At 69.6% G+C, this 18,536-nt stretch carries 18 protein-coding genes and 1 riboswitch; of the genes, 9 read left to right on the top strand and 9 right to left on the bottom strand.

What is annotated here, in order from left to right; genetic code table 11:
* Window positions 1-74: 74 nt before the first annotated feature.
* On the top strand, window positions 75-1,286 hold the full coding sequence (locus tag ABZY57_RS00375) for a globin domain-containing protein (RefSeq protein WP_356506609.1): 1,212 nt from the start codon (window positions 75-77) through the stop codon (window positions 1,284-1,286).
* 29 nt (window positions 1,287-1,315) lie between these two features.
* Here ABZY57_RS00375 and ABZY57_RS00370 read toward each other — a convergent pair whose 3' ends face one another.
* From ABZY57_RS00370 to ABZY57_RS00355, 4 genes are all read right to left on the bottom strand, one after another.
* Window positions 1,316-1,795 (bottom strand): NUDIX hydrolase, encoded by a 480-nt coding sequence (locus ABZY57_RS00370; protein WP_356506607.1) that lies wholly within the window; start codon window positions 1,793-1,795, stop codon window positions 1,316-1,318.
* Window positions 1,796-1,913: 118 nt separating this feature from the next.
* Complete coding sequence (locus tag ABZY57_RS00365; protein WP_356506605.1) at window positions 1,914-3,077, bottom strand: cystathionine gamma-lyase; 1,164 nt, start codon at window positions 3,075-3,077, stop codon at window positions 1,914-1,916.
* The gene (locus tag ABZY57_RS00360; protein ID WP_356506816.1) at window positions 3,074-3,565 is read right to left on the bottom strand and encodes a low molecular weight protein-tyrosine-phosphatase; all 492 of its coding nucleotides are present in this window, start codon (window positions 3,563-3,565) and stop codon (window positions 3,074-3,076) included. Before ABZY57_RS00360 ends, ABZY57_RS00365 begins: the two co-directional genes overlap by 4 nt.
* Before the next feature lie 12 nt (window positions 3,566-3,577).
* Window positions 3,578-3,958, bottom strand: coding sequence for a phage holin family protein (locus ABZY57_RS00355; protein WP_356506603.1), 381 nt, complete (start codon window positions 3,956-3,958; stop codon window positions 3,578-3,580).
* Window positions 3,959-4,048: 90 nt separating this feature from the next.
* Between ABZY57_RS00355 and ABZY57_RS00350 the strand changes: the two genes are divergently transcribed.
* The 4 genes from ABZY57_RS00350 to ABZY57_RS00335 all read left to right on the top strand — a co-directional run bounded on the left by ABZY57_RS00350 (window position 4,049) and on the right by ABZY57_RS00335 (window position 6,314).
* On the top strand, window positions 4,049-4,366 hold the full coding sequence (locus ABZY57_RS00350) for a cupin domain-containing protein (RefSeq protein ID WP_356506814.1): 318 nt from the start codon (window positions 4,049-4,051) through the stop codon (window positions 4,364-4,366).
* Between the two features lie 145 nt (window positions 4,367-4,511).
* Complete coding sequence (locus tag ABZY57_RS00345; protein ID WP_356506601.1) at window positions 4,512-4,739, top strand: DUF5326 family protein; 228 nt, start codon at window positions 4,512-4,514, stop codon at window positions 4,737-4,739.
* Window positions 4,740-5,029: 290 nt separating this feature from the next.
* Window positions 5,030-5,767: a helix-turn-helix domain-containing protein gene (locus ABZY57_RS00340; RefSeq protein ID WP_356506812.1), complete on the top strand. Its 738-nt coding sequence runs from the start codon at window positions 5,030-5,032 to the stop codon at window positions 5,765-5,767.
* A gap of 97 nt (window positions 5,768-5,864) precedes the next feature.
* Window positions 5,865-6,314: an SsgA family sporulation/cell division regulator gene (locus ABZY57_RS00335; RefSeq protein WP_267754475.1), complete on the top strand. Its 450-nt coding sequence runs from the start codon at window positions 5,865-5,867 to the stop codon at window positions 6,312-6,314.
* Window positions 6,315-6,532: 218 nt separating this feature from the next.
* Here ABZY57_RS00335 and ABZY57_RS00330 read toward each other — a convergent pair whose 3' ends face one another.
* On the bottom strand, window positions 6,533-7,939 hold the full coding sequence (locus ABZY57_RS00330) for a YibE/F family protein (protein ID WP_356506599.1): 1,407 nt from the start codon (window positions 7,937-7,939) through the stop codon (window positions 6,533-6,535).
* 72 nt (window positions 7,940-8,011) lie between these two features.
* Window positions 8,012-8,156: riboswitch (TPP riboswitch) on the top strand.
* Between ABZY57_RS00330 and thiC the strand changes: the two genes are divergently transcribed.
* Complete coding sequence (gene thiC, locus ABZY57_RS00325) at window positions 8,151-9,938, top strand: phosphomethylpyrimidine synthase ThiC (protein WP_356506597.1); 1,788 nt, start codon at window positions 8,151-8,153, stop codon at window positions 9,936-9,938. (Overlaps the previous riboswitch by 6 nt.)
* A 72-nt stretch (window positions 9,939-10,010) precedes the next feature.
* Here the strand turns inward: thiC and ABZY57_RS00320 are convergent, their stop codons facing one another.
* Entirely contained in the window at window positions 10,011-10,874 is an 864-nt protein-coding gene (locus ABZY57_RS00320) for an FkbM family methyltransferase (protein WP_356506595.1), read from the bottom strand.
* A gap of 106 nt (window positions 10,875-10,980) precedes the next feature.
* Window positions 10,981-12,093, bottom strand: a complete 1,113-nt coding sequence (locus tag ABZY57_RS00315) for a glycosyltransferase (protein WP_356506593.1) — start codon at window positions 12,091-12,093, stop codon at window positions 10,981-10,983.
* 260 nt (window positions 12,094-12,353) lie between these two features.
* Between ABZY57_RS00315 and ABZY57_RS00310 the strand changes: the two genes are divergently transcribed.
* The 3 genes from ABZY57_RS00310 to ABZY57_RS00300 all read left to right on the top strand — a co-directional run bounded on the left by ABZY57_RS00310 (window position 12,354) and on the right by ABZY57_RS00300 (window position 16,121).
* Complete coding sequence (locus tag ABZY57_RS00310; protein ID WP_356506591.1) at window positions 12,354-13,868, top strand: hypothetical protein; 1,515 nt, start codon at window positions 12,354-12,356, stop codon at window positions 13,866-13,868.
* A gap of 142 nt (window positions 13,869-14,010) precedes the next feature.
* A complete protein-coding gene (locus ABZY57_RS00305; protein ID WP_356506810.1) occupies window positions 14,011-15,060 on the top strand; it encodes an aldo/keto reductase in 1,050 nt (349 codons plus the stop codon).
* Between the two features lie 263 nt (window positions 15,061-15,323).
* On the top strand, window positions 15,324-16,121 hold the full coding sequence (locus ABZY57_RS00300; RefSeq protein WP_356506589.1) for a hypothetical protein: 798 nt from the start codon (window positions 15,324-15,326) through the stop codon (window positions 16,119-16,121).
* A gap of 3 nt (window positions 16,122-16,124) precedes the next feature.
* On the opposite strand, the gene ABZY57_RS00295 is transcribed toward ABZY57_RS00300, so the two are convergent.
* Both ABZY57_RS00295 and ABZY57_RS00290 read right to left on the bottom strand, forming a co-directional pair.
* Window positions 16,125-16,937 (bottom strand): hypothetical protein, encoded by an 813-nt coding sequence (locus ABZY57_RS00295; protein ID WP_356506587.1) that lies wholly within the window; start codon window positions 16,935-16,937, stop codon window positions 16,125-16,127.
* Window positions 16,938-17,085: 148 nt separating this feature from the next.
* On the bottom strand, window positions 17,086-18,342 hold the full coding sequence (locus tag ABZY57_RS00290; RefSeq protein WP_356506808.1) for a metallophosphoesterase: 1,257 nt from the start codon (window positions 18,340-18,342) through the stop codon (window positions 17,086-17,088).
* Window positions 18,343-18,536: the final 194 nt, after the last annotated feature.

Here is an 18,536-nt window from a genome sequence, read left to right as displayed (position 1 = left end):
TCTGGGGCGGACTGGCACGCTGTGAAACCCGGAACCACGGATTCGAAGGCCGTGGCGTGTGCAGACCTACCGAGATGTTCGAAGCGAGGCACCGCATGGACGCTCCGCCCACCAGATCGGCAAGACGGGGGTCATCCCGGATACCGTCCGGGGACGGGGCGCCCGAGCCCTCCCCCGATGCGGTGCTCATCCGCCGGACCCTCGCAGAGATCGCACCCGTCGCCGACAAGGTGACCTCCTACTTCTACGCCGTCGTCTTCACGGGACACCCGGAGCTCCGGGGGCTGTTCCCTGCAGCGATGGACGTGCAGCGCGACCGGCTGCTGAAGGCGCTGCTGACCGCCGCCGAGCACATCGACAGCCCTGAGGTGCTCACGGCTTACCTGCGCCGGCTCGGCACGGGGCACCGCAAGTACGGAACCCGGCCCGAGCACTATCCGCCGGTGGGAGAGGCCCTGATCGGGGCGCTGGCCAAGTACGCGGAGGCCTCCTGGGGACCGGAGACCGAGGCCGCCTGGGTCCGGGCGTACACCGCGATCTCCCAGATCATGATCGACGCGGCGGCCGAGGACGAGCCCAAGGCGCCGCCGTGGTGGCACGCGGAGGTGGTCTCGCACGATCTGCGCACCTCCGACATCGCGGTGCTCACCGTCCGCCCCGACCAGCCCTACCCCTTCCTCGCGGGCCAGTACACGAGTCTGGAGACCCCGTGGTGGCCGCGGATCTGGCGGCACTATTCCTTCGCCTCGGCGCCGCGCGCGGACGGACTGCTGTCCTTCCACGTCAAGGCCGTTCCCGCGGGATGGGTCTCCAACGCGCTCGTGCGGCACGCCCGCCCCGGTGACGTGCTGCGGCTCGGACCCCCGGCGGGATCGATGGTGGTGGACCACAGCACCGACAACGGAATGCTGTGCCTGGGCGGCGGGACGGGCATCGCCCCGATCAAAGCGCTGATCGAGGACGTGGCCGAGCACGGGGAGCGACGCCCGGTGGAGGTGTTCTTCGGGGCGCGCAGTGACGACGACCTGTACGACAAGGACACGCTGCTGGGGCTGCAGCGCTCGCACCCCTGGCTGTCGGTGCGCCCGGTGGTCTGCGACGAGGGCCTTGCCGGACAACTGCCGCAGGCCGTCGGCACCCACGGGCCCTGGAGTTCGTACGACGCGTTCGTCTCGGGGCCGGCCGCGATGATCCGCAGTGGGGTGGACGCGCTGAAGAGGATCGGGATCCCCGGGGAGCGGATCCGGCACGACGAGGTGGAGGAACTGGCGGGCGTCGCCGGCTGACTCCGGCGGCGGCGCCCGCGCGCGGTGGGTCAGCCCAGGTCGGGGGCGTGCATCGCGCGCACGCCCTCGATGTTGCCGTCGAGGTAGTGGCGCAAGGAGAGCGGGACGAGATGGACCGCGGCGATGCCGACGCGACTGAAGGGCACGCGGACGATCTCGTACTCGCCCTCCGGCTCTTCGATCTCGGGGCCGTGCCGCTGGCTGGGATCCATGGATTCGAGATGGCAGACGAAGAAGTGCTGCACCTTGACGCCGGTCACTCCCCCGTCGGCGATGTGCTCGACGGTGTCGACGAAGCAGGGCACGACATCGGTGATCTTCGCGCCGAGCTCCTCGTGGAGTTCTCGGTGGAGGGCGTCGACGACGGTCGTGTCCGAGGGCTCCACGCCCCCGCCGGGGGTGAGCCAGTACGGGTCGAGGCCTGGTTTGGTCCGCTTGATGAGGATCAGGTCGTCACCGTCGAGCAGGATCGCGCGGGCGGTGCGTTTGACCACTGGACGTTCGGTCATGGGAGAAGACTGGCCCAGACTTCCGCTTCTGAAACGCGTGCCGGTCAAACCAGCCCGGCGGGGATCCGGGCGGCCCGAGCTGCTGGACGGCGTGCTCGGACCGCCCCCGGAGAGGCGCTCACCCGGTCGCGGCCGCCAGATCCAGTGCCCGCAGGACGTCCGTGACCAGGTCCTCGGTGTCCTCGGCCCCCGCGGAGAAGCGGATGAAGCCCTCCGGAACGTTGTCGCCGCCCCACCGCCGGCGCCGCTCCGCGGTGGACCGCACCCCGCCGAAACTGGTGGCGTCCTCGACAAGCCGCAGGGCCGCCATGAATCGTTCCGCGTGCGCGCGGTCGGGCAGGGTGAAGGAGACCACGGACCCGAAGCCCCGCATCTGTCGCGCGGCCGTCTTGTGGGACGGGTCCGCCGGCAGGCCCGGGTAGCGCAGGCCGGTGACCTCGCCACGGTCGGCGAGGGCCTCGGCGACGGCGAGTGCGTTGGCCCACTGGCGCTGGGCGCGCAACTGGATGGTGGACAGGGACCGGTGGGCGAGCCAGGCCTCCATGGGGCCGGGGATCGCGCCGACCACCTTGCGCCAGCGGCGGATGCCCGCGGCGAGCCCGGCGTCGCGGCACACGACGTACCCGAGCAGCAGGTCGCCGTGGCCGGTCAGGCCCTTGGTGCCGCTGGCCACCGAGAAGTCTGCACCCAGCTCGAGGGGGCGCTGGCCGAGCGGGGTCGCGAGGGTGTTGTCGACGGCGACGAGGGTTCCGCCGGCGTGTGCCGCGTCCACGAGGCGTCGTACGTCGCAGACGTCGAGCCCCGGATTGGACGGGGTCTCCAGCCACAGCAGCCGGGCTCCGTCGAGAACCGCGAGCTGGGCGTCCTCGCCGGTGGGGGCGGTGCGCACGTGGACCCCGTAGGCCTCCAGCTGTTCCCGTACGAGGGGCAGCACCTGATAGCCGTCGTCGGGCAGGACGACGGTGTCGCCGGCGCGTGCCTGGGAGAGCAGGACGGCGGACACGGCGGCCATGCCGGAGGCGAAGACGACCGTGTCCACCCCGTCCAGGCCGGGCGCCTCCAGTTCCCCGATGGCCCGCTCCAGCAGGGTCCAGGTGGGGTTGGTGTCGCGGCCGTAGGCGTAGGGGCCTTCGACGTCGCCGGGAAGGTGGAAGTGGGCGGCGAAGACGGGGCCGGGCAGCGGCGGCTCGTTCTTGACGGGCTCAGGCAGACCGGCGCGGACGGCGACGGTGCCGTCGCCGAGCCGCTCCTGACTCGCGGGCACGGGGTCGGGGGCGTTCATGGGGTGTGCTCCTTCACGGCTTCGCTTACGGCGGCCAGCAGGCCGGGGCTTGCCGCCTCGACCAGGTGCAGGCACTCCTCGAATCCGTCGAGGGGGCCGTAGTAGGGGTCCGGTACATCGGTCTGCGCGGCGGAGGCCGCCGGGTCGTAGGACCGCAGCAGCCGTACCTTGGCGGCGTCCTCCGGGGTGGGGGCCAGCGCTCGCAGGTCGCGCAGGTGCCCGGCGTCGAGCGCGATGACGAGGTCGAGACCGGCGAACCAGGAGGCCCGGAACTGCCGGGCCCGGTGGCCCGGCTCGTACCCGGCCGCCTCCAGGACGGCCACGGTGCGCGGGTCGGCCCCGTCCCCCTCGTGCCAGCCGCCGGTGCCGGCGCTGTCGACCTCGACCAGGTCCGAGAGCCCGGCGTCGGCCACGTAGGAGCGGAAGACCGACTCGGCCATGGGCGAGCGGCAGATGTTGCCGGTGCAGACGAAGCACACGCGGTACATGGGCACCCGGCTTCAGTTCTTGTCGGGCAGGACCATGTTCAGGGCCCAGGAGACGACGGAAATGATCAGGGCGCCGACGACCGCGGTCCAGAAGCCGTCGACGTGGAAGCTGAGGTCGAACTGCTTCGCCAGCCACGAGGTCAGCAGCAGCATCGCCGCGTTCACCACGAGGGTGAACAGGCCGAGGGTGAGGACGAAGAGGGGCAGCGAGAGCAGCCTCACGACGGGCTTGACGATGAAGTTGACCAGGCCGAAGATCAGCGCGACCAGGATCAGGGACAGCGTGCGGTGGCCCATGCTGCTGCCGTCGTCCAGCGTGATGCCCGCGAGGAGCCAGATGGCCACGGCCAGGGCTGCCGCGTTGGCGAGGGTCTTGACTACGAAATTCGTCATGTGTCTGATCGTTGCAGAGAAGGTCCCGGTGGAACATCAGCTGATCTGCGGATGCTTGCCGGACGAGAGAGCACAAGGGGTACGAAGAAGATGAAGGCCTTCCGGCTGGACGACCTCGAGGCCGAGCGGGCCGCGAACGAGGGTGCCTACCTGCAGTTCCTGCGCGAGCGGAACATGTCGGTCGGGCTGTACGCGCTGGACGCCGGGCAGACCGATCCCCAACAGCCCCACGGCCAGGACGAGGTGTACTTCGTCGTCAGCGGCCGGGCCTCGATCACCGTCGGCGAAGAGACGACGATGGTCGCCAACGGGAGCGTGGTCTACGTGCCGGCCGGGGTGCCGCACAAGTTCCACCACATCACCGAGAACCTGAAGGTCATGGTCGTCTTCTCTCCGCCGGAGGGGTGAACGGGCACCGGGCTGAGGGTCCGGGGCCCCGTCCCCCTAGGGGGCGGATCAGGGGAGTACGGGGGCTCGCGGGCCCCCGCCGGGTGCCGTGGCCTCCTAGCATCGAGAGCAGGAAGTCACGGACTAGGAAGAAGAGGTCGAGGACATGGAAGGCATCCGAGCGATATTCGAGGGCATGCCCTGGTGGGTCAAGTGGGTCGCCGTTCCGCTGCTGGTGCTGTTCGTCTTCGGTGGTGTGATCACCAGCATCATCGGTGCGCTGATCAGCTTCCTCTTCAAGGCGCTGCTCCTCGTGGCCCTCGTCGGAGGCCTGATCTTCCTCGTCAGGAAGTTCAAGGGCACTGCGTCGAAGTCCTCCGCCGGGGAGTGGTAGAACTGGTGCAACCAGGGTCACAGCGGGATTAACCCAGCTGAGGGAACGTGAAGCACTAAACCGCTCACAGCCCGGGAATCGGCGGATAGAGTGGCAATCTGTGCCGTTCCCTGGGCACCGAACGCTGGTAATGCCGCTCTGACCTGCGGTTCTTCGTTACAGCCGCCGAGCACGACCTCCAGGAGTCACGGCACACGCGGGGGCGGCCCCCGCAAGGCGGGCCCCCCAAGGCTCGCCGCCACGCCTGGGGGTGAGCTTTGTCTTCGGTTCACAATGCCGGTGTGCCGACTCTGATCGGTTCGGTGCAGCGGGCACTGAGGCTGCTCGAAGCGGTGGGTTCCCATAGTGAGGGAGCCCCGGCGAAACAACTGGCGCGCGAGGCCGGGCTCCCGCTTCCCACCGCGTACCACCTGCTGCGCACCCTGACGCACGAGGGTTATCTGCGACGGGAGAGCGGGGTCTTCGTCCTCGGAGACGCCGCGAGCCGTCTGGCGGGTGGCGGGCTCCAGCAGAAACGTCGCAGCATGATCCTCGACTCCCTCGCGCACTTCCGCGACGCGGTCGGGGCCCCCGTCTACTTCGCGGTCTACCGCGAGGGTGAAATCGAGGTCGTGGGTGTCTCGGACACCCCGGCGAACCCGGCCTGCGAAGAGTGGGCCGATTTCCGCGAGACCGGCCACGCGCACGCCATCGGGCAGTGCCTGCTGGGCCAACTCGACGAGAAGGCGCGCAAGGAGTACTACGACCGCCACCCGGTAGAGGCCGTCACCCCCTACACCGTGCGGGACATGCGGGCTCTGGAGCAGCGGATCGGCTCCATGGAGCGGATGCAACCGGTGACCGAGCGTCAGGAGTACTCCCTGGGCACGGTGTGCGCGGCGATCCCCATCACCGCCGGCGACACCGCCGCGACCATGGCGATTTCTCTTCCTCTGCACCAAGAGGATCGATTGCTGTATGCGGTCGATCGACTACGGAGTGAAGTAGGCGCGCTGTTGAGCACCCTCTCCTTCTCTATCAGTATCTGAAAACTCACTCCTTGTGATCTGCAAGCGCTTACACCACTCTTGTCAAGAGGGCCTTGGGGGATCATTCCTGGCCACTTCCACTACAGCGGGGTAGGCAATGCGCGAGTCGGTACAGGCAGAGGTCATGATGAGTTTCCTCGTTTCCGAGGAGCTCTCGTTCCGGATCCCGGTGGAACTCCGGTACGACGCTCGTGACCCCTACGCAGTCCGCCTGACGTTCCACCTTCCCGGAGATGCGCCCGTGACCTGGGCGTTCGGCCGGGAGCTCCTTCTGGACGGCATCAACAAGCCGTGCGGTGACGGCGATGTCCACATCGCCCCGACCGATCCGGAGGACCTGTCCGATGTCCACATCCGGCTGCAAGTAGGCGCAGACCGGGCACTCTTCCGCGCGAGCGCGGCGCCACTCGTGGCGTTCCTCGACCGCACCGACCGCATCGTTCCGCTCGGCCAGGAACGCAACCTCGGCGACTTCGAGGAGAACCTCGACGAGGCGCTCGACAAGATCCTCGCGGAGTCGCAGCAGAACGAGCAGAACGCGGGCTGACCGAAGCCCGGCCGGACGTCTGCTGACCAAGGCGTGCCGGTACGCATCACTGCATCACGGCGTCACTGCACCACGGCATCACCGCACCAGCTGCACCACCTGCAGCACCGCACTACGCACCACGGCTCAGCGTGCCGACGCGCTGAGCGCTCCAGCACGCCGTTTCTCACGGCCGGCCGTGCGCGCGAACTGACCGGTCGCGCCCGCCGGTCCGCATTTCAGCGCTTGCGGCGCCGACCCCGGCCGCCGCGCAGCGGCCCCGAGGCCGCTGGGGCCGCCGGGGATTCCGCGCGGTCGGCGGACACCACCAGCGCGGCCAGCGCCGTCGTCACGGGTACCGAGGCGACCAGTCCGATCGAGCCCACGAGGGTTCGTACGATCTCCTCCGCGACCAGCTCGCTGTTGGCCACCGAACCCATGCTGCTGTTCGCGATCGAGAACAGGAGCAACAGGGGCAACGCCGCGCCCGCGTAGGCCAGTACCAGGGTGTTCACCACAGACGCGATGTGGTCGCGCCCGATGCGGATGCCTGCCCGGTAGAGCCCGCGCGGGCCCATCGACGGGTCTGCCTGGTGGAGTTCCCAAACTGCCGAAGTCTGCGTGACGGTCACGTCGTCGAGTACGCCGAGCGATCCGATGATGACACCCGCAAGCAGCAAACCGCTCATGTCGATGTTCGGGTAGAGCCCGTGGATCAGCCCGGTGTTGTCGTCCGTGTTGCCGCTGAGGAAGGCCCAGTCGATGAACTGCGAGCCCAGCAGGCCGATCAGCAGGAGCGAGACGAGGGTGCCGAGGACGGCGACCGAGGTGCGGGCCGTCAGCCCGTGGCACATGTAGAGCGCGATCAGCATGATCGCGCTGGCTCCGACCACGGCCACGACGAGCGGATTCGACCCCTGCAGGATCGCGGGGAGGATGAAGAGGGTCAGCACCGCGAAGCTGACGGCGAGGGCGATGAGCGCGAACAGCCCGCGCATCCGCCCGACGAGGACCACCGCGAGGGCGAAGATGCCCGCGAGCAGGGCCATCGGCAGCTTGCGGTTGACGTCGATCACGGAGTACTGGAGGTCCTGGGGTGCGTCGGGAGCGTAGGCGACCACCACCTCCTGGCCGTCCGTCAACTGTCGTGGCGCGCCCGGCTGGACGACCTCGACGAACTCGCGGCCCTTGTCGGGACCGCTGCCGACCCTGATGGTGGCCTTCTTGCACTCGCCGTTCTGAGAGGCGAGGGCCTCGCGCCCCTCGGGGGTGGAGGTGTCGCCGGTGGCCGGCACCTGCGCGGCGTTCACGGATTTGCAGTCGACGTGCTGGAGCGCGACGACCCTGCCCTGCTGGGTCTGCCGGTCGAACCCGACCCCGGTGCGCTCGTGGCCGGGTGCGCCGCCGGGCCAGAGCACCGCCATGCCGATCACGACGGCGGTGGCGAAGGGGATCAGTACGGCCGCGATCACCTTGCGCAGGTGCTTCGAGACGGGGGCCGCCGGGCCATGGCTGTGCGCATGGCCGTGGGAGTGGCCGGGAGACGGGGCGGGCGAGTGACCGGGGTCCGTGTACGCATGGACTGAGTCGCCGGCGGGACCAGCGGGATCCGTGGGCACGGTGGGGGGCTGCGGCGAGGACGTCACTGACTGATCATCGCAACAGATGAGGGGGCCCACTGTTCAGCACGCCACACATGACGCTAGCGTGGGGGCTACTTTGCACAACGCGGGAGCTCGGAGCACCGGGCTGAGAGGGCGCTGATCACCGTTCGCATTCGAATATGCGTACGGGAGGAGGCTGCGTCGACCGCCGAACCTGTTACCGGGTAATGCCGGCGTAGGGAGATTAGGTCTCATGACCATTCAGGACGCACGCACGCCTGCCGTCAGCCAGGACGCCGACGGCCAGACCGAGCGCCAGCCTGGCTGGCACAAGGGATACGTGGCGGGCTCCCGCCCCGACATCCGGGTGCCGGTTCGCCAGGTCCACCTCACCAACGGCAAGGACGTGACGCTCTACGACACGTCCGGTCCGTACACCGACCCGCAGATCGAGACCGACGTGCGCCGCGGCCTGCCGCCGCTGCGCGAGAACTGGATCATCGGCCGCGGCGACACCGAGGAGTACGCGGGCCGCCCCGTGCGCCCCGAGGACGACGGCATCAAGCACACCTCGCCGCGCGGTGGCCTCAAGAACCTCGACGCGGTGTTCCCGGGCCGTCCGCGCCAGCCCCGCCGCGGCCGTGGCGGCGCCGCGGTCACGCAGCTCGCGTACGCCCGCCGGGGCGAGATCACCCCGGAGATGGAGTACGTCGCGATCCGCGAGAACGTCTCTCCTGAGGTCGTCCGCGAGGAGATCGCCGCAGGTCGCGCGGTCATGCCGGTCAACGTGAACCACCCGGAGATCGAGCCGATGATCATCGGCAAGCGGTTCCTGGTGAAGGTCAACGCCAACATCGGCAACTCCGCGGTCACCTCCTCGATCGAGGAGGAGGTCGACAAGATGACCTGGGCGACCAAGTGGGGCGCCGACACGGTCATGGACCTCTCGACCGGCCGCAACATCCACACCACCCGCGAGTGGGTGCTGCGCAACTCCCCCGTGCCGATCGGCACCGTGCCGCTGTACCAGGCGCTGGAGAAGGTCGACGGCCGTGCCGAGGACCTCACCTGGGAGATCTACAAGGACACGGTCATCGAGCAGGCCGAGCAGGGCGTCGACTACATGACGGTCCACGCCGGCGTGCTGCTGTCGTACGTGCCGCTGACCGCGCGCCGCAAGACCGGCATCGTCTCGCGCGGCGGCTCGATCATGGCCGCGTGGTGCCTCGCTCACCACAAGGAGAACTTCCTCTACACGAACTTCGAGGAGCTCTGCGAGATCCTCGCGACGTACGACGTCACGTACTCGCTGGGTGACGGCCTGCGCCCCGGTTCCATCGCGGACGCCAACGACGCGGCGCAGTTCGCGGAGCTGAAGACGCTGGGCGAGCTGAACACGATCGCCAAGCGGTACAACGTGCAGACGATGATCGAGGGCCCCGGGCACGTCCCGATGCACAAGATCAAGGAGAACATCGACCTTCAGCAGGAGATCTGCGAGGAGGCGCCGTTCTACACGCTCGGCCCGCTGACCACCGACGTCGCGCCCGCCTATGACCACATCACCTCGGGCATCGGCGCCGCGATGATCGCCTGGTGGGGCACCGCGATGCTCTGCTACGTCACGCCCAAGGAGCACCTGGGCCTGCCGAACCGCGACGACGTGAAGACCGGTGTCATCACGTACAAGATCGCGGCCCACGCGGCGGACCTGGCCAAGGGTCACCCGGGCGCCCAGGAATGGGACGACGCCCTGTCGGACGCGCGGTTCGAGTTCCGCTGGGAGGACCAGTTCAACCTGGCCCTCGACCCGGACACGGCCCGTGAGTTCCACGACGAGACCCTCCCGGCCGAGCCGGCCAAGACCGCGCACTTCTGCTCCATGTGCGGTCCGAAGTTCTGCTCGATGAAGATCTCCCAGGACATCCGCCGCCAGCACGGTGGCGACCTGGGCGCCGAGGAGATCGAGGCGGGCATGGCGGAGAAGTCCGCCGAGTTCGCCGCCGCAGGCAACCGCGTGTACCTGCCGCTGGCTGACTGACCGCGCCCCGGCACGCACGGACGGCCCGCGACACCGAGGGGGGAGTCGCGGGCCGCCGTTGCGTACGTCGTGTCAGCCCAGTGCGGCGTGGTAGCGGTTCGGTGCGTCGGGATCGGCGAGGTTGCGGATGCTCAACTGGTTGAGGCAGTAGTAGGCGAGGTCGGTCGAGTCGTAGACGTGGTGGGCTACCAGGGCCAGTTGCCTGAGCTGCTCGTCGGTCATGGATTCGGGGTGTCCGAAGTCGCGCACGTACACGACATCGGCTTCGAGGAGCTGGTGCCGGGCCATGCGGAAGTCGCCGCCGAAGACCACGGGGGCGATCGGCCAGCGCTTGACCGCCGCGAAGGCGTGCGGGATGAATCCCTGGGCGCGCAGCTCCTGGTCCACGTCGCCGAACACGGGCTGGTCCTCGTACAGCGGGACGAAGGAGACCTCCGTGTGCACGGCCACGGCCTCGGACAGCTTTTCCCGGGCGCCCTGGAAGACCATCAGCTCGGCGCCCTGGATGTCGATCTTCAACAGGTCGAAGGCGCCGACCGCTTCGACGTCGTCCAGTCGCCGGGTGGCGACCTGGACCTCCTCGCGGACCCGGCCCCACTCGTCGAAGCCGTTGAAGAGCCCGAGCCTGTTCGTGTCCGGGCGGAAGAGGCTGGTCATCCCGGAGCTGGTGGCTACGAAGAGCGTGTGGATGCCGCCGTCTCCGAGGACGTCGGGCAGGTAGGTCTCGTACGGCCCCTTGCTGCGTTGCAGGGTTTCCAGGGCATCGGGCTGCGGCTCGAACCCGGTCACTCTGCACAGGCCTGCCTCGAGCATGCCCTTGTACGGCGGGTCTCCGTCGATCGGGTTGGCGCCCACGTCGACCACATGGGTCGGACGGGTCGGCCGCACCAGGTCGAGCAGGGGTGAAACGGAGGGGGTCGGGGCAATGACGGTCATGAGAGCTCTCAGGGTATCGAGCTGACGAGGGCCTGACGAGGGTCCCTCGACGCGGTTTTCCGCAACGGGAGTCGATCGGGCGCGTAGGCCACGCGAGGAGACGGGGTCAGGCGAATGCCCGGGACTCCACGCCCAGCCTGCGCCGCGCGAACTCGAGGTTCGCGAGGATCCGGTCCTGCTGGTCGTCGGGGAGCTTGCCGTCCTGGAGCAGGCGTTCGCAGCAGTCCGACGACTCCTGGTACTCCCCGGTCCAGTAGGCGGCCACGGCGAGTTCGTCGAGTGCGCGCCAGTCGTGCCAGGCGAACTCGACGAAGAGGATGTCGTCCGGGTACGGGATCCGTACGGCCTGCCGGGCGAACATGTAGGCGAGGGGCCAGCGGCTTTCGAGGCGGCAGAGGCGGGCGAGGTCGCCGAGGGCCTCGGCGCGTGAGGGACGGCTCTCGTGTGCGCGGAGGTAGCGGTCCATGACCTCGGCCGACGGCCTGTTGAGGGTGACCGCGAGCCGCGCGGCGTAGAGCTGCGCGCAGTAGGTCTCCTCGGCCCAGCCGCCCATGGCCACGCGGTGGTCGTAGGCGGCGAGGGACTTCTCCGGCTCTCCCGCGTCGCGCCAGCTCTGGGCGAGGTAGAACGCGTAACGGGCGTTGTCGGGTTCTTTCGCGAGGCCTTCGGTGAGTACCTCCGCGTCGCGCAGGTACTTCGCCCGCTGGCCTTCTGCCCGGAGGCGGCCGCCACCGCCGACGGAGAGGATGTTGAAGCCCTCGATCACGCCGCGGCTGTACTCGGTGCCGGATTCGATGTACTCGTGGAGTACGCCCACGTACCGCCAGGGCAGCCGGTTGGAGACCAGTGCCGGCCGCCAGTGGACGATCGGGCCGTCGTGCAGCGCGATCTGGTACGCGTCGAGCGTCAGGTTCGGCATGCGGAAGCCGGGCTGAATCTGCATTTCGTCGTCGCCGTCGATGAACAGCAGGTAGTCGGCGCTGGAGCGTGCGAGTTCGATCGCCTCGGTGCGACTGCCGTCGAAACCCTTCCACGGCCGGTCGTGGAGCGTGCCGGGCAGGTCGGCGAAGCAGTCCCGGATGACGTCCTGGGTGCCGTCGGTCGAGCCAGTGTCCACGATCACCCAGGTGTCGATCAGTGGGCGCACCGACTCCAGGCACTTCCGGATGGTCGGCGCCTCGTTCTTGACGATCATGTTCAGACAGATGGTCGGCCTCACCGCAGCACCCTCTCCTCGGACGGATCGCGGGCGACATTAGGGAGTGAGGCGACCGATTGGGTGGCGGCACGCCGATGGAAGCACCGTTGCGCGCGTGTAGACGCATCCATTGGTAGAGGCGTGATAGGCCGATCTGTTGATGTGGTCCAAAAACACTCAAGCCACCCCAGTTGTCGTCCGTAGCCCCCGGAGGGACATCGAACTTGCAGCCGGGGCGTCACCCGTGCCGGCTCGCATTCCGTTTCAAAGGAGCGCTGTACATGAGTCGTGAGCATCGGACCAAGGCCATGGCACTTGGCCCCATCCCCCGCAACCGTGCGTGGATTGCGGGAGGCGCCCTGGCCTCGCTCTCCCTCGTCCTCGTGGGCATGGCCAGCCCCGTCGTCGCGGCGGTCAAGCCGACCGCCTCGGCCGTGAGCGCTGCGGCACTGTCGAGTGGCGGAGGCGACGACTGCAGGCCGCACGGCGGACCGCACGACGGGCCCCACGGCGGACCGCACGACGGGCCCCACGGCAAGCCGCCGCACGCCGCGCTGCTGGACAAGTACCTGGGCGGCGGGGACGAGGGCGACGGTCCCGGCTGGGACGACGACGGGCGCGACCCCCACGACGGGCACGACGACAACTGCAAGGGCCAGACCGGCCCGACGGGTCCGACCGGCCCCACGGGTCCGACCGGTCCGAAGGGCGACACGGGTCCCACCGGTCCTACCGGCCCCGGTGGGACGGGTGGGACGGGTGCGACCGGTGCGACCGGTGCGACGGGTGCGACCGGTGCCACGGGTGCGACGGGTGCGACGGGTGCGACGGGTGCGACGGGTGCGACGGGCGCCACGGGTGCGACGGGTCCGGGGGGTGAGGGCTCTGTAGGCCCCACTGGCCCCACTGGCCCCACTGGCGCCACTGGCGCTACGGGTGCGACCGGCGCCACGGGTGCGACCGGTGCCACGGGTGCGACGGGTCCGGGGGGTGAGGGCTCTGTAGGCCCCACCGGCCCCACCGGCCCCACTGGCGCCACTGGCGCTACGGGTACGCCCGGCGCTGACGGTGCGACGGGTGCGACCGGTGCCACGGGTGCGACGGGTGCGACCGGTGCCACGGGTGCGACGGGTGCGCCTGGTGCTGACGGTGCGACGGGTGCGACCGGCGCGACGGGTGCGACGGGTGCGCCTGGTGCTGACGGTGCTACGGGTGCGACGGGTGACACCGGCCCGACGGGTCCCTCGGGTCCGACCGGTGCCACGGGTGCGACCGGCGCCACGGGTGCCACGGGTGCGACGGGTGCGACCGGCGCGACGGGTGCCACGGGCGCGACCGGTGCCACCGGTTCGTGCAATGCCGTCTCCGCCTACAAGCCCAACTCGTCCGATGAGATCAAGGGGGTCTCGGTCAACCAGGGGGTGTGGGTCGGAATCCGGAGCCTCACCCCGGCGCCTGCTGGCCCCTTCGAGTGGAACAACTTGACCAACAATGCCGGCTTCCCCGCCGGGGCGTGCGGCGTCTCCGTCAGCGACCACGGCGGAATCACCAACGTCGAAACGGTTGCGCCCGACGGGACGGTCTACGAGCTCGAGTGCACCCAGAACCCCGGTAACCCTCCGAGCCTCACGTGCACCGATGACTGGGACCCTGTGAACCCGCTCGTCGACAGCCCCCCGCTGCGGAACCAGGCCGCCAAGATTCCGCCCGCCAAGAAGCCTGCCGTCAAGAACCAGGCTGCCAAGAAGCCGGCCGCCAAGCACATGGCCGACAAGGGCAACAAGCACCGCGGCTAGCAACCGCACGGGTGACTCCGGCGGAAGCAACCCCATGACCCGCCAGTGAACCCAAGCGCCGGGCCGCTCCTCAAGGAGCGGCCCGGCGTCTTTGTGCTTGCGCTGGAGTGCGCTCCAGCTCCTACAGTGCGGGCCCATGAGCATGCGATACCGAATTCTGGGTGGGACCGGCATCGAGGTCAGTGCGCACTGCCTCGGCACGATGATGTTCGGTGCGGTGGGCAATCCGGATCACGAGGAGTGTGTGCGGATCATCCACGCCGCGCTCGATCACGGGATCAACTTCGTGGACACCGCGGACATGTACTCGGCCGGGGAGTCCGAGACGATCGTGGGCAAGGCTCTCAAGGGCCGGCGGGACGACGTCGTGCTCGCGACCAAGGTGCACTTCCAGATGGGCGAGGGCCGCAACCGCAGCGGGAACTCCCGCCGTTGGATCGTCCGTGCCGTCGAGGACAGCCTGCGCCGAATGGACACGGACTGGATCGACCTCTACCAGGTGCACCGGCCCGATCACGGCACGGACGTCGAAGAGACCCTGTCCGTCCTCGGTGATCTCGTCCGGGCCGGCAAGATACGGGCCTTCGGCTGCTCCACCTTCCCGGCCGAGGAGATCGTGGAGGCGCACCACGTCGCCGAGCGGCGGGCCCTGCCGAGGTTCCGGACCGAGCAGCCGCCGTATTCGATCCTTGCGCGCGGGATCGAGAGCAGTGTGCTGCCGGTGGCCCGGAGGTACGGGATGGGCGTCCTGACCTGGAGCCCGCTCGCATCCGGATTCCTGAGCGGGAAGTACCGGCTCGGTGGTGCCATTGACCTGACTTCGGGGCGGGCGGCGCTGACTCCCGCCCGCTTCGACCCCGCGATTCCGGGCAACGTCGCGAAACTGGAGGCCGTGGAGCAGCTGGTGGAGCTCGCCGACTCCATCGGCTGCACGCTGCCCGAGCTGGCAGTGGCCTTCCCGCTGGCGCATCCGGCGGTCACGTCGGTGATCATCGGGCCGCGGACCATGGAGCAGCTGGAATCACTGGTGACGGGCGCCGGGCTGGTCCTCGACGACGCGACCCTCGACCGGATCGACGAAATCGTGGAGCCGGGCCGGAATCTGTACCACCCGGACGGAGCCTGGCGCTCGCCGGCGCTGGCGGATGTCGCGCAGCGGAGGCGGGTGTTGGGAGACCGGTCCGCTGGTTAGGCGGGCGAAGCCTGGGATGTTTCACGTGAAACAGAGACGGGTGTTTCACGTGAAACATCCTGCGCCGGATGGCGTGACCGTGCGCAGACCCGTGTGGCCGTGCGGCAGGCCGCCAAGTGGCGGTGTCCACTGGGCCGTTCCGCTGACTGATGGGCGCGCCGATCGGACTCGGGGGGGCGAGGTCCTCAGGATGGCCCGCGGAGCCCGGTCATATTTCCGGACTTCGCAGGTCGATTCGATCCGGTGTCTGCGAGGAGCGGTACATGAGTTCTGAGAACAAGGCCCGTACCTACCTGGGGCCGTTGCCCCGTCGGGCCGGCTGGCTGACGGGAGGCGCGCTCGCCACGGTGGCGCTGGTGCTGGGGGGCCTGGCGTCCCCGGCAGTCGCGCTGGCCGAGGCTCCGGGAGGTCCGGACCACTGCAAGTCCCAGCACCACAGAGCGGTCGAGGGCGGCCAGCTCGCCCACGGCGACGACTGCAAGGTAGGCCCGCGGGGCCCGCGCGGACCCAAGGGGCACAAGGGTGCGACGGGTCCCACCGGGCCCAGGGGCGCGACTGGCCCGACGGGCCCGCGGGGTGCCACGGGTGCGACCGGCGCATCGGGTGCTACCGGGCCGACGGGTCCCGTCGGTCCCACCGGTCCGACGGGTGCCACCGGCGCCACGGGTGCGACCGGTCCGTGTGTCGACATCGACAGCTACTCGCCCTCGAACACCGAGGACTTCCACGCCGCACTCGTGGGTGGGGTCGCGTACGCGGGACAGGCAACCGTGCCCGGCGGTGTGCCGCGCTGGCAGAACATCAGCAACAACGGGAACTTCCCCGTCGGTCTCGCCTGCGGCATCTCCATCGAGGCCCAGGGCAATGACTCGTACATCAAGGTGCTGACCACGACCGGCCAGGTGTACCAGACGCACGGCGACGTGGGAGGCGGAACCTTCATCTGGGACGAGGCCTGGACACAGCTCCTGCCTGCTCCGAACCCGATGGTCGGCCTCCGCGCCAAGGGCATCGGATGGAAGGGTGATATGGCCTACTCCGGTACGCCGAACAGCCTGTAGTGCTCATTTCGGCCCGGTCTCCGGGCCGCCGAAGTCCGGGCTGGTGAAGTCCGGAGACGCGTAGCCGGGACGGGGCCCCTGAGCCGGGGCCCCGGGACTGGTGAAATCGGGCCGGGAGTATCCCAGGTTGGGGATGCGCCCGGCCCCCGGCTTTCGGGGGGCCGGGAAGCCGGCCCCCGCGCTGGGATCGGCCAGCGCGTCCCGGAGGAACGGCACGATGCCCCGTTCCAGCAGGGCGTTGCGCCAGGCCTCCCGGGCCCGCGCCACCTCGTCGGGTACCGCCTCGGTCTCGTCCGCCGCCACCTCGGTGGAACTGTTGCGGAGGGCCGTGACGAGCAGCCCGATCACGGCGAAGAGCAGTGCGGCGGCGGTGAGGCCGCCGAAGAGCCAGCCCGTCGTCAGCATCGTGTCGGCGAAGGCCGGTTCGGGTTCGATCATCTTCAGGATGTAGCCGACCAGCAGGAAGATCAGCATGGCGGTGCCGGCCAGGACCGGCGCGAGGACCGCGACCACGGCGCTGACGCCCGCGCCACCGCCCTGCCCGTCGTCCTCCTCCCCCGTCGTTCCGGGGGTGGACAGGATCTCGTCCTGCCGTTCCTTGCGGACCTTCACGTAGTGGTCGTACTCGGCCGCGGCCGCGGCCGTCAGCAGCGAGGTGGCCCCCATGGCCATGGTGCGCAGCTGTTCGGCGTTCAGCCGTTCGCCGAGGGCGGCGAGCTCGGGCCGGGCGTTCGCCGTGCGCAGCGCCTCGTCGAGGAGCCGATCGAACTCCGGTCGGTCTTCGGTGAGCAGGTGCGGAGCGCTGGTCATGTGCATCCCCCGATGCTCCGTAGGGACCGGTATGCCCGCGTAGAACGGGGCACCGGCACAAACGGAGGAGAGCCTGCTACGGATAGAGCGATGGTAGAGCGCCCACGCCGTACGTTGACAGGGGCTTTCCGGAAATACCCAGCTCCGGGAAGCCTCAGTCGTTCAGCGGGAGTTGCACGACGAGCAGTTTGCCCGCCATCGTCACGCCACCGTCCATGGCGATGGCCAGGCCTTCCGCGTAGACGTGGGGGCCGACGACGGCCTCGGGACCGTGCGCCCCGTCGCCGTCCTCGGTGCCCACTTCGCCCAGCAGGTACGGGATGGGGCTGTGGCCGTGCACGACGCGGCTGCCGCCGTAGGTGCCGATGAGCTCGCGCACGGCCTGGGGACCGGTCTCTTCGTCGCGGAAGGCGAAGCGCTTGGTGAACTTGCGGAACAGGTCCCAGGTGATGTCGGCGTCGTTGCGGTTGAGCAGCTCGTGGATGGTGTCGTTGACGTCCTCGACCGAGTCGCCGTAGTCGAGGTAGGCGGTGGTGTCGGAGTGGAGGAGCAGGTGGTCCTCCACCAGGACCGCCGCGTCCAGCCGGGACATCCACTGGAGGTGGACGTCCTGCAGCCGGTCCATGTCGGTGCGCTGGCCGCCGTTGAGGAGCCAGGCGGCCTGGAAGGTCGCGGTGCCGGCGCCGGAGACGACGGGGGTGTCCCCGAACCGCTTGGCGCCGATGAGCAGCAGCTCGTGGTTGCCCATGAGGGCCTTGCAGTAGCCGCCCGCGGCGGCGGCTTCGGCGGAGAGCCGCATGACGAGGTCGATGACCCCGATGCCGTCCGGGCCGCGGTCGGTGAAGTCGCCGAGGAACCACAGCCGGGCATTGCCGGCGGACCAGTTGCGGTCGGCGTCGATGAGCCCCTGGAACTGCAGTTCGGCGACGAGCTCGTCGATGTAGCCGTGGACGTCGCCGACGACGTAGAGCGGGCCGGGGCCCTCGCCGGGGGTCTCCTGGGGGACGTACTGGATTTGGACGGTGTCACCGGGGCCGCCGAGGGCGCCGCGCCCGATGACGGGGAGGTCCCGCTGCGTCGGGGTGTACCCCTCGGGGTCGCTGTCCTCGGAGGCGTGGCCCATGGGGTGGCCGGGCTCGCCGGGGGCGCCGGCGGCGCCGTACGGGCCTTCGTGGCCGTATCCGTGCTGCGCGGGGACGGGAGCCGGGCCCGCGCCGTAGTACGCGGGGTACTCGCCGTAGACGGGTGCGTCCGCCCCGAGCCCCGCGGGACCGCCCGATCCGGCTGCTGCGGTCCCCGGGGGGACGGTATGCGCGGCGGGTTCGGCGACCGGCAACCGGAAGTCCCGCTCGGTGTCCGTCCGCACCGCGGGTCCCTGACCGGCCCCCTGAGTCATCGACCCCTCCACCACCGTCGCGCTGCCGTACACCTGCGGACCTCCCGCCTCTGGGGCGGAGGGTCCGTGATGTCGTGCGCCCATCATAGGAATGCAGCTCGCGCTCTGTGACGCACCAGGGGTGGTGAATCCTGAGCGGAACCGGTCCTTCCTGCCGGTTTCTCCCGATATCGGTGTTGCGGAAATCCTCGGCGGGGCCCAGGCCCCGC

It is taken from the genome of Streptomyces sp. NPDC006450, assembly GCF_040612195.1.
Lineage (GTDB): Bacteria > Actinomycetota > Actinomycetes > Streptomycetales > Streptomycetaceae > Streptomyces.
This window is presented reverse-complemented; position numbering and strand designations above follow the sequence as displayed.

What these genes read in the sequence shown, in the direction of transcription:
- ABZY57_RS00375 (WP_356506609.1), top strand. Translation starts at nt 75, where the DNA reads ATGTTCGAAGCGAGGCACCGCATGGACGCTCCGCCCACCAGATCGGCA.
- ABZY57_RS00370 (WP_356506607.1), bottom strand. Translation starts at nt 1,795, where the DNA reads ATGACCGAACGTCCAGTGGTCAAACGCACCGCCCGCGCGATCCTGCTC.
- ABZY57_RS00365 (WP_356506605.1), bottom strand. Translation starts at nt 3,077, where the DNA reads ATGAACGCCCCCGACCCCGTGCCCGCGAGTCAGGAGCGGCTCGGCGAC.
- ABZY57_RS00360 (WP_356506816.1), bottom strand. Translation starts at nt 3,565, where the DNA reads ATGTACCGCGTGTGCTTCGTCTGCACCGGCAACATCTGCCGCTCGCCC.
- ABZY57_RS00355 (WP_356506603.1), bottom strand. Translation starts at nt 3,958, where the DNA reads ATGACGAATTTCGTAGTCAAGACCCTCGCCAACGCGGCAGCCCTGGCC.
- ABZY57_RS00350 (WP_356506814.1), top strand. Translation starts at nt 4,049, where the DNA reads ATGAAGGCCTTCCGGCTGGACGACCTCGAGGCCGAGCGGGCCGCGAAC.
- ABZY57_RS00345 (WP_356506601.1), top strand. Translation starts at nt 4,512, where the DNA reads ATGGAAGGCATCCGAGCGATATTCGAGGGCATGCCCTGGTGGGTCAAG.
- ABZY57_RS00335 (WP_267754475.1), top strand. Translation starts at nt 5,865, where the DNA reads ATGCGCGAGTCGGTACAGGCAGAGGTCATGATGAGTTTCCTCGTTTCC.
- thiC (WP_356506597.1), top strand. Translation starts at nt 8,151, where the DNA reads ATGACCATTCAGGACGCACGCACGCCTGCCGTCAGCCAGGACGCCGAC.
- ABZY57_RS00320 (WP_356506595.1), bottom strand. Translation starts at nt 10,874, where the DNA reads ATGACCGTCATTGCCCCGACCCCCTCCGTTTCACCCCTGCTCGACCTG.
- ABZY57_RS00310 (WP_356506591.1), top strand. Translation starts at nt 12,354, where the DNA reads ATGAGTCGTGAGCATCGGACCAAGGCCATGGCACTTGGCCCCATCCCC.
- ABZY57_RS00305 (WP_356506810.1), top strand. Translation starts at nt 14,011, where the DNA reads ATGCGATACCGAATTCTGGGTGGGACCGGCATCGAGGTCAGTGCGCAC.
- ABZY57_RS00300 (WP_356506589.1), top strand. Translation starts at nt 15,324, where the DNA reads ATGAGTTCTGAGAACAAGGCCCGTACCTACCTGGGGCCGTTGCCCCGT.
- ABZY57_RS00295 (WP_356506587.1), bottom strand. Translation starts at nt 16,937, where the DNA reads ATGCACATGACCAGCGCTCCGCACCTGCTCACCGAAGACCGACCGGAG.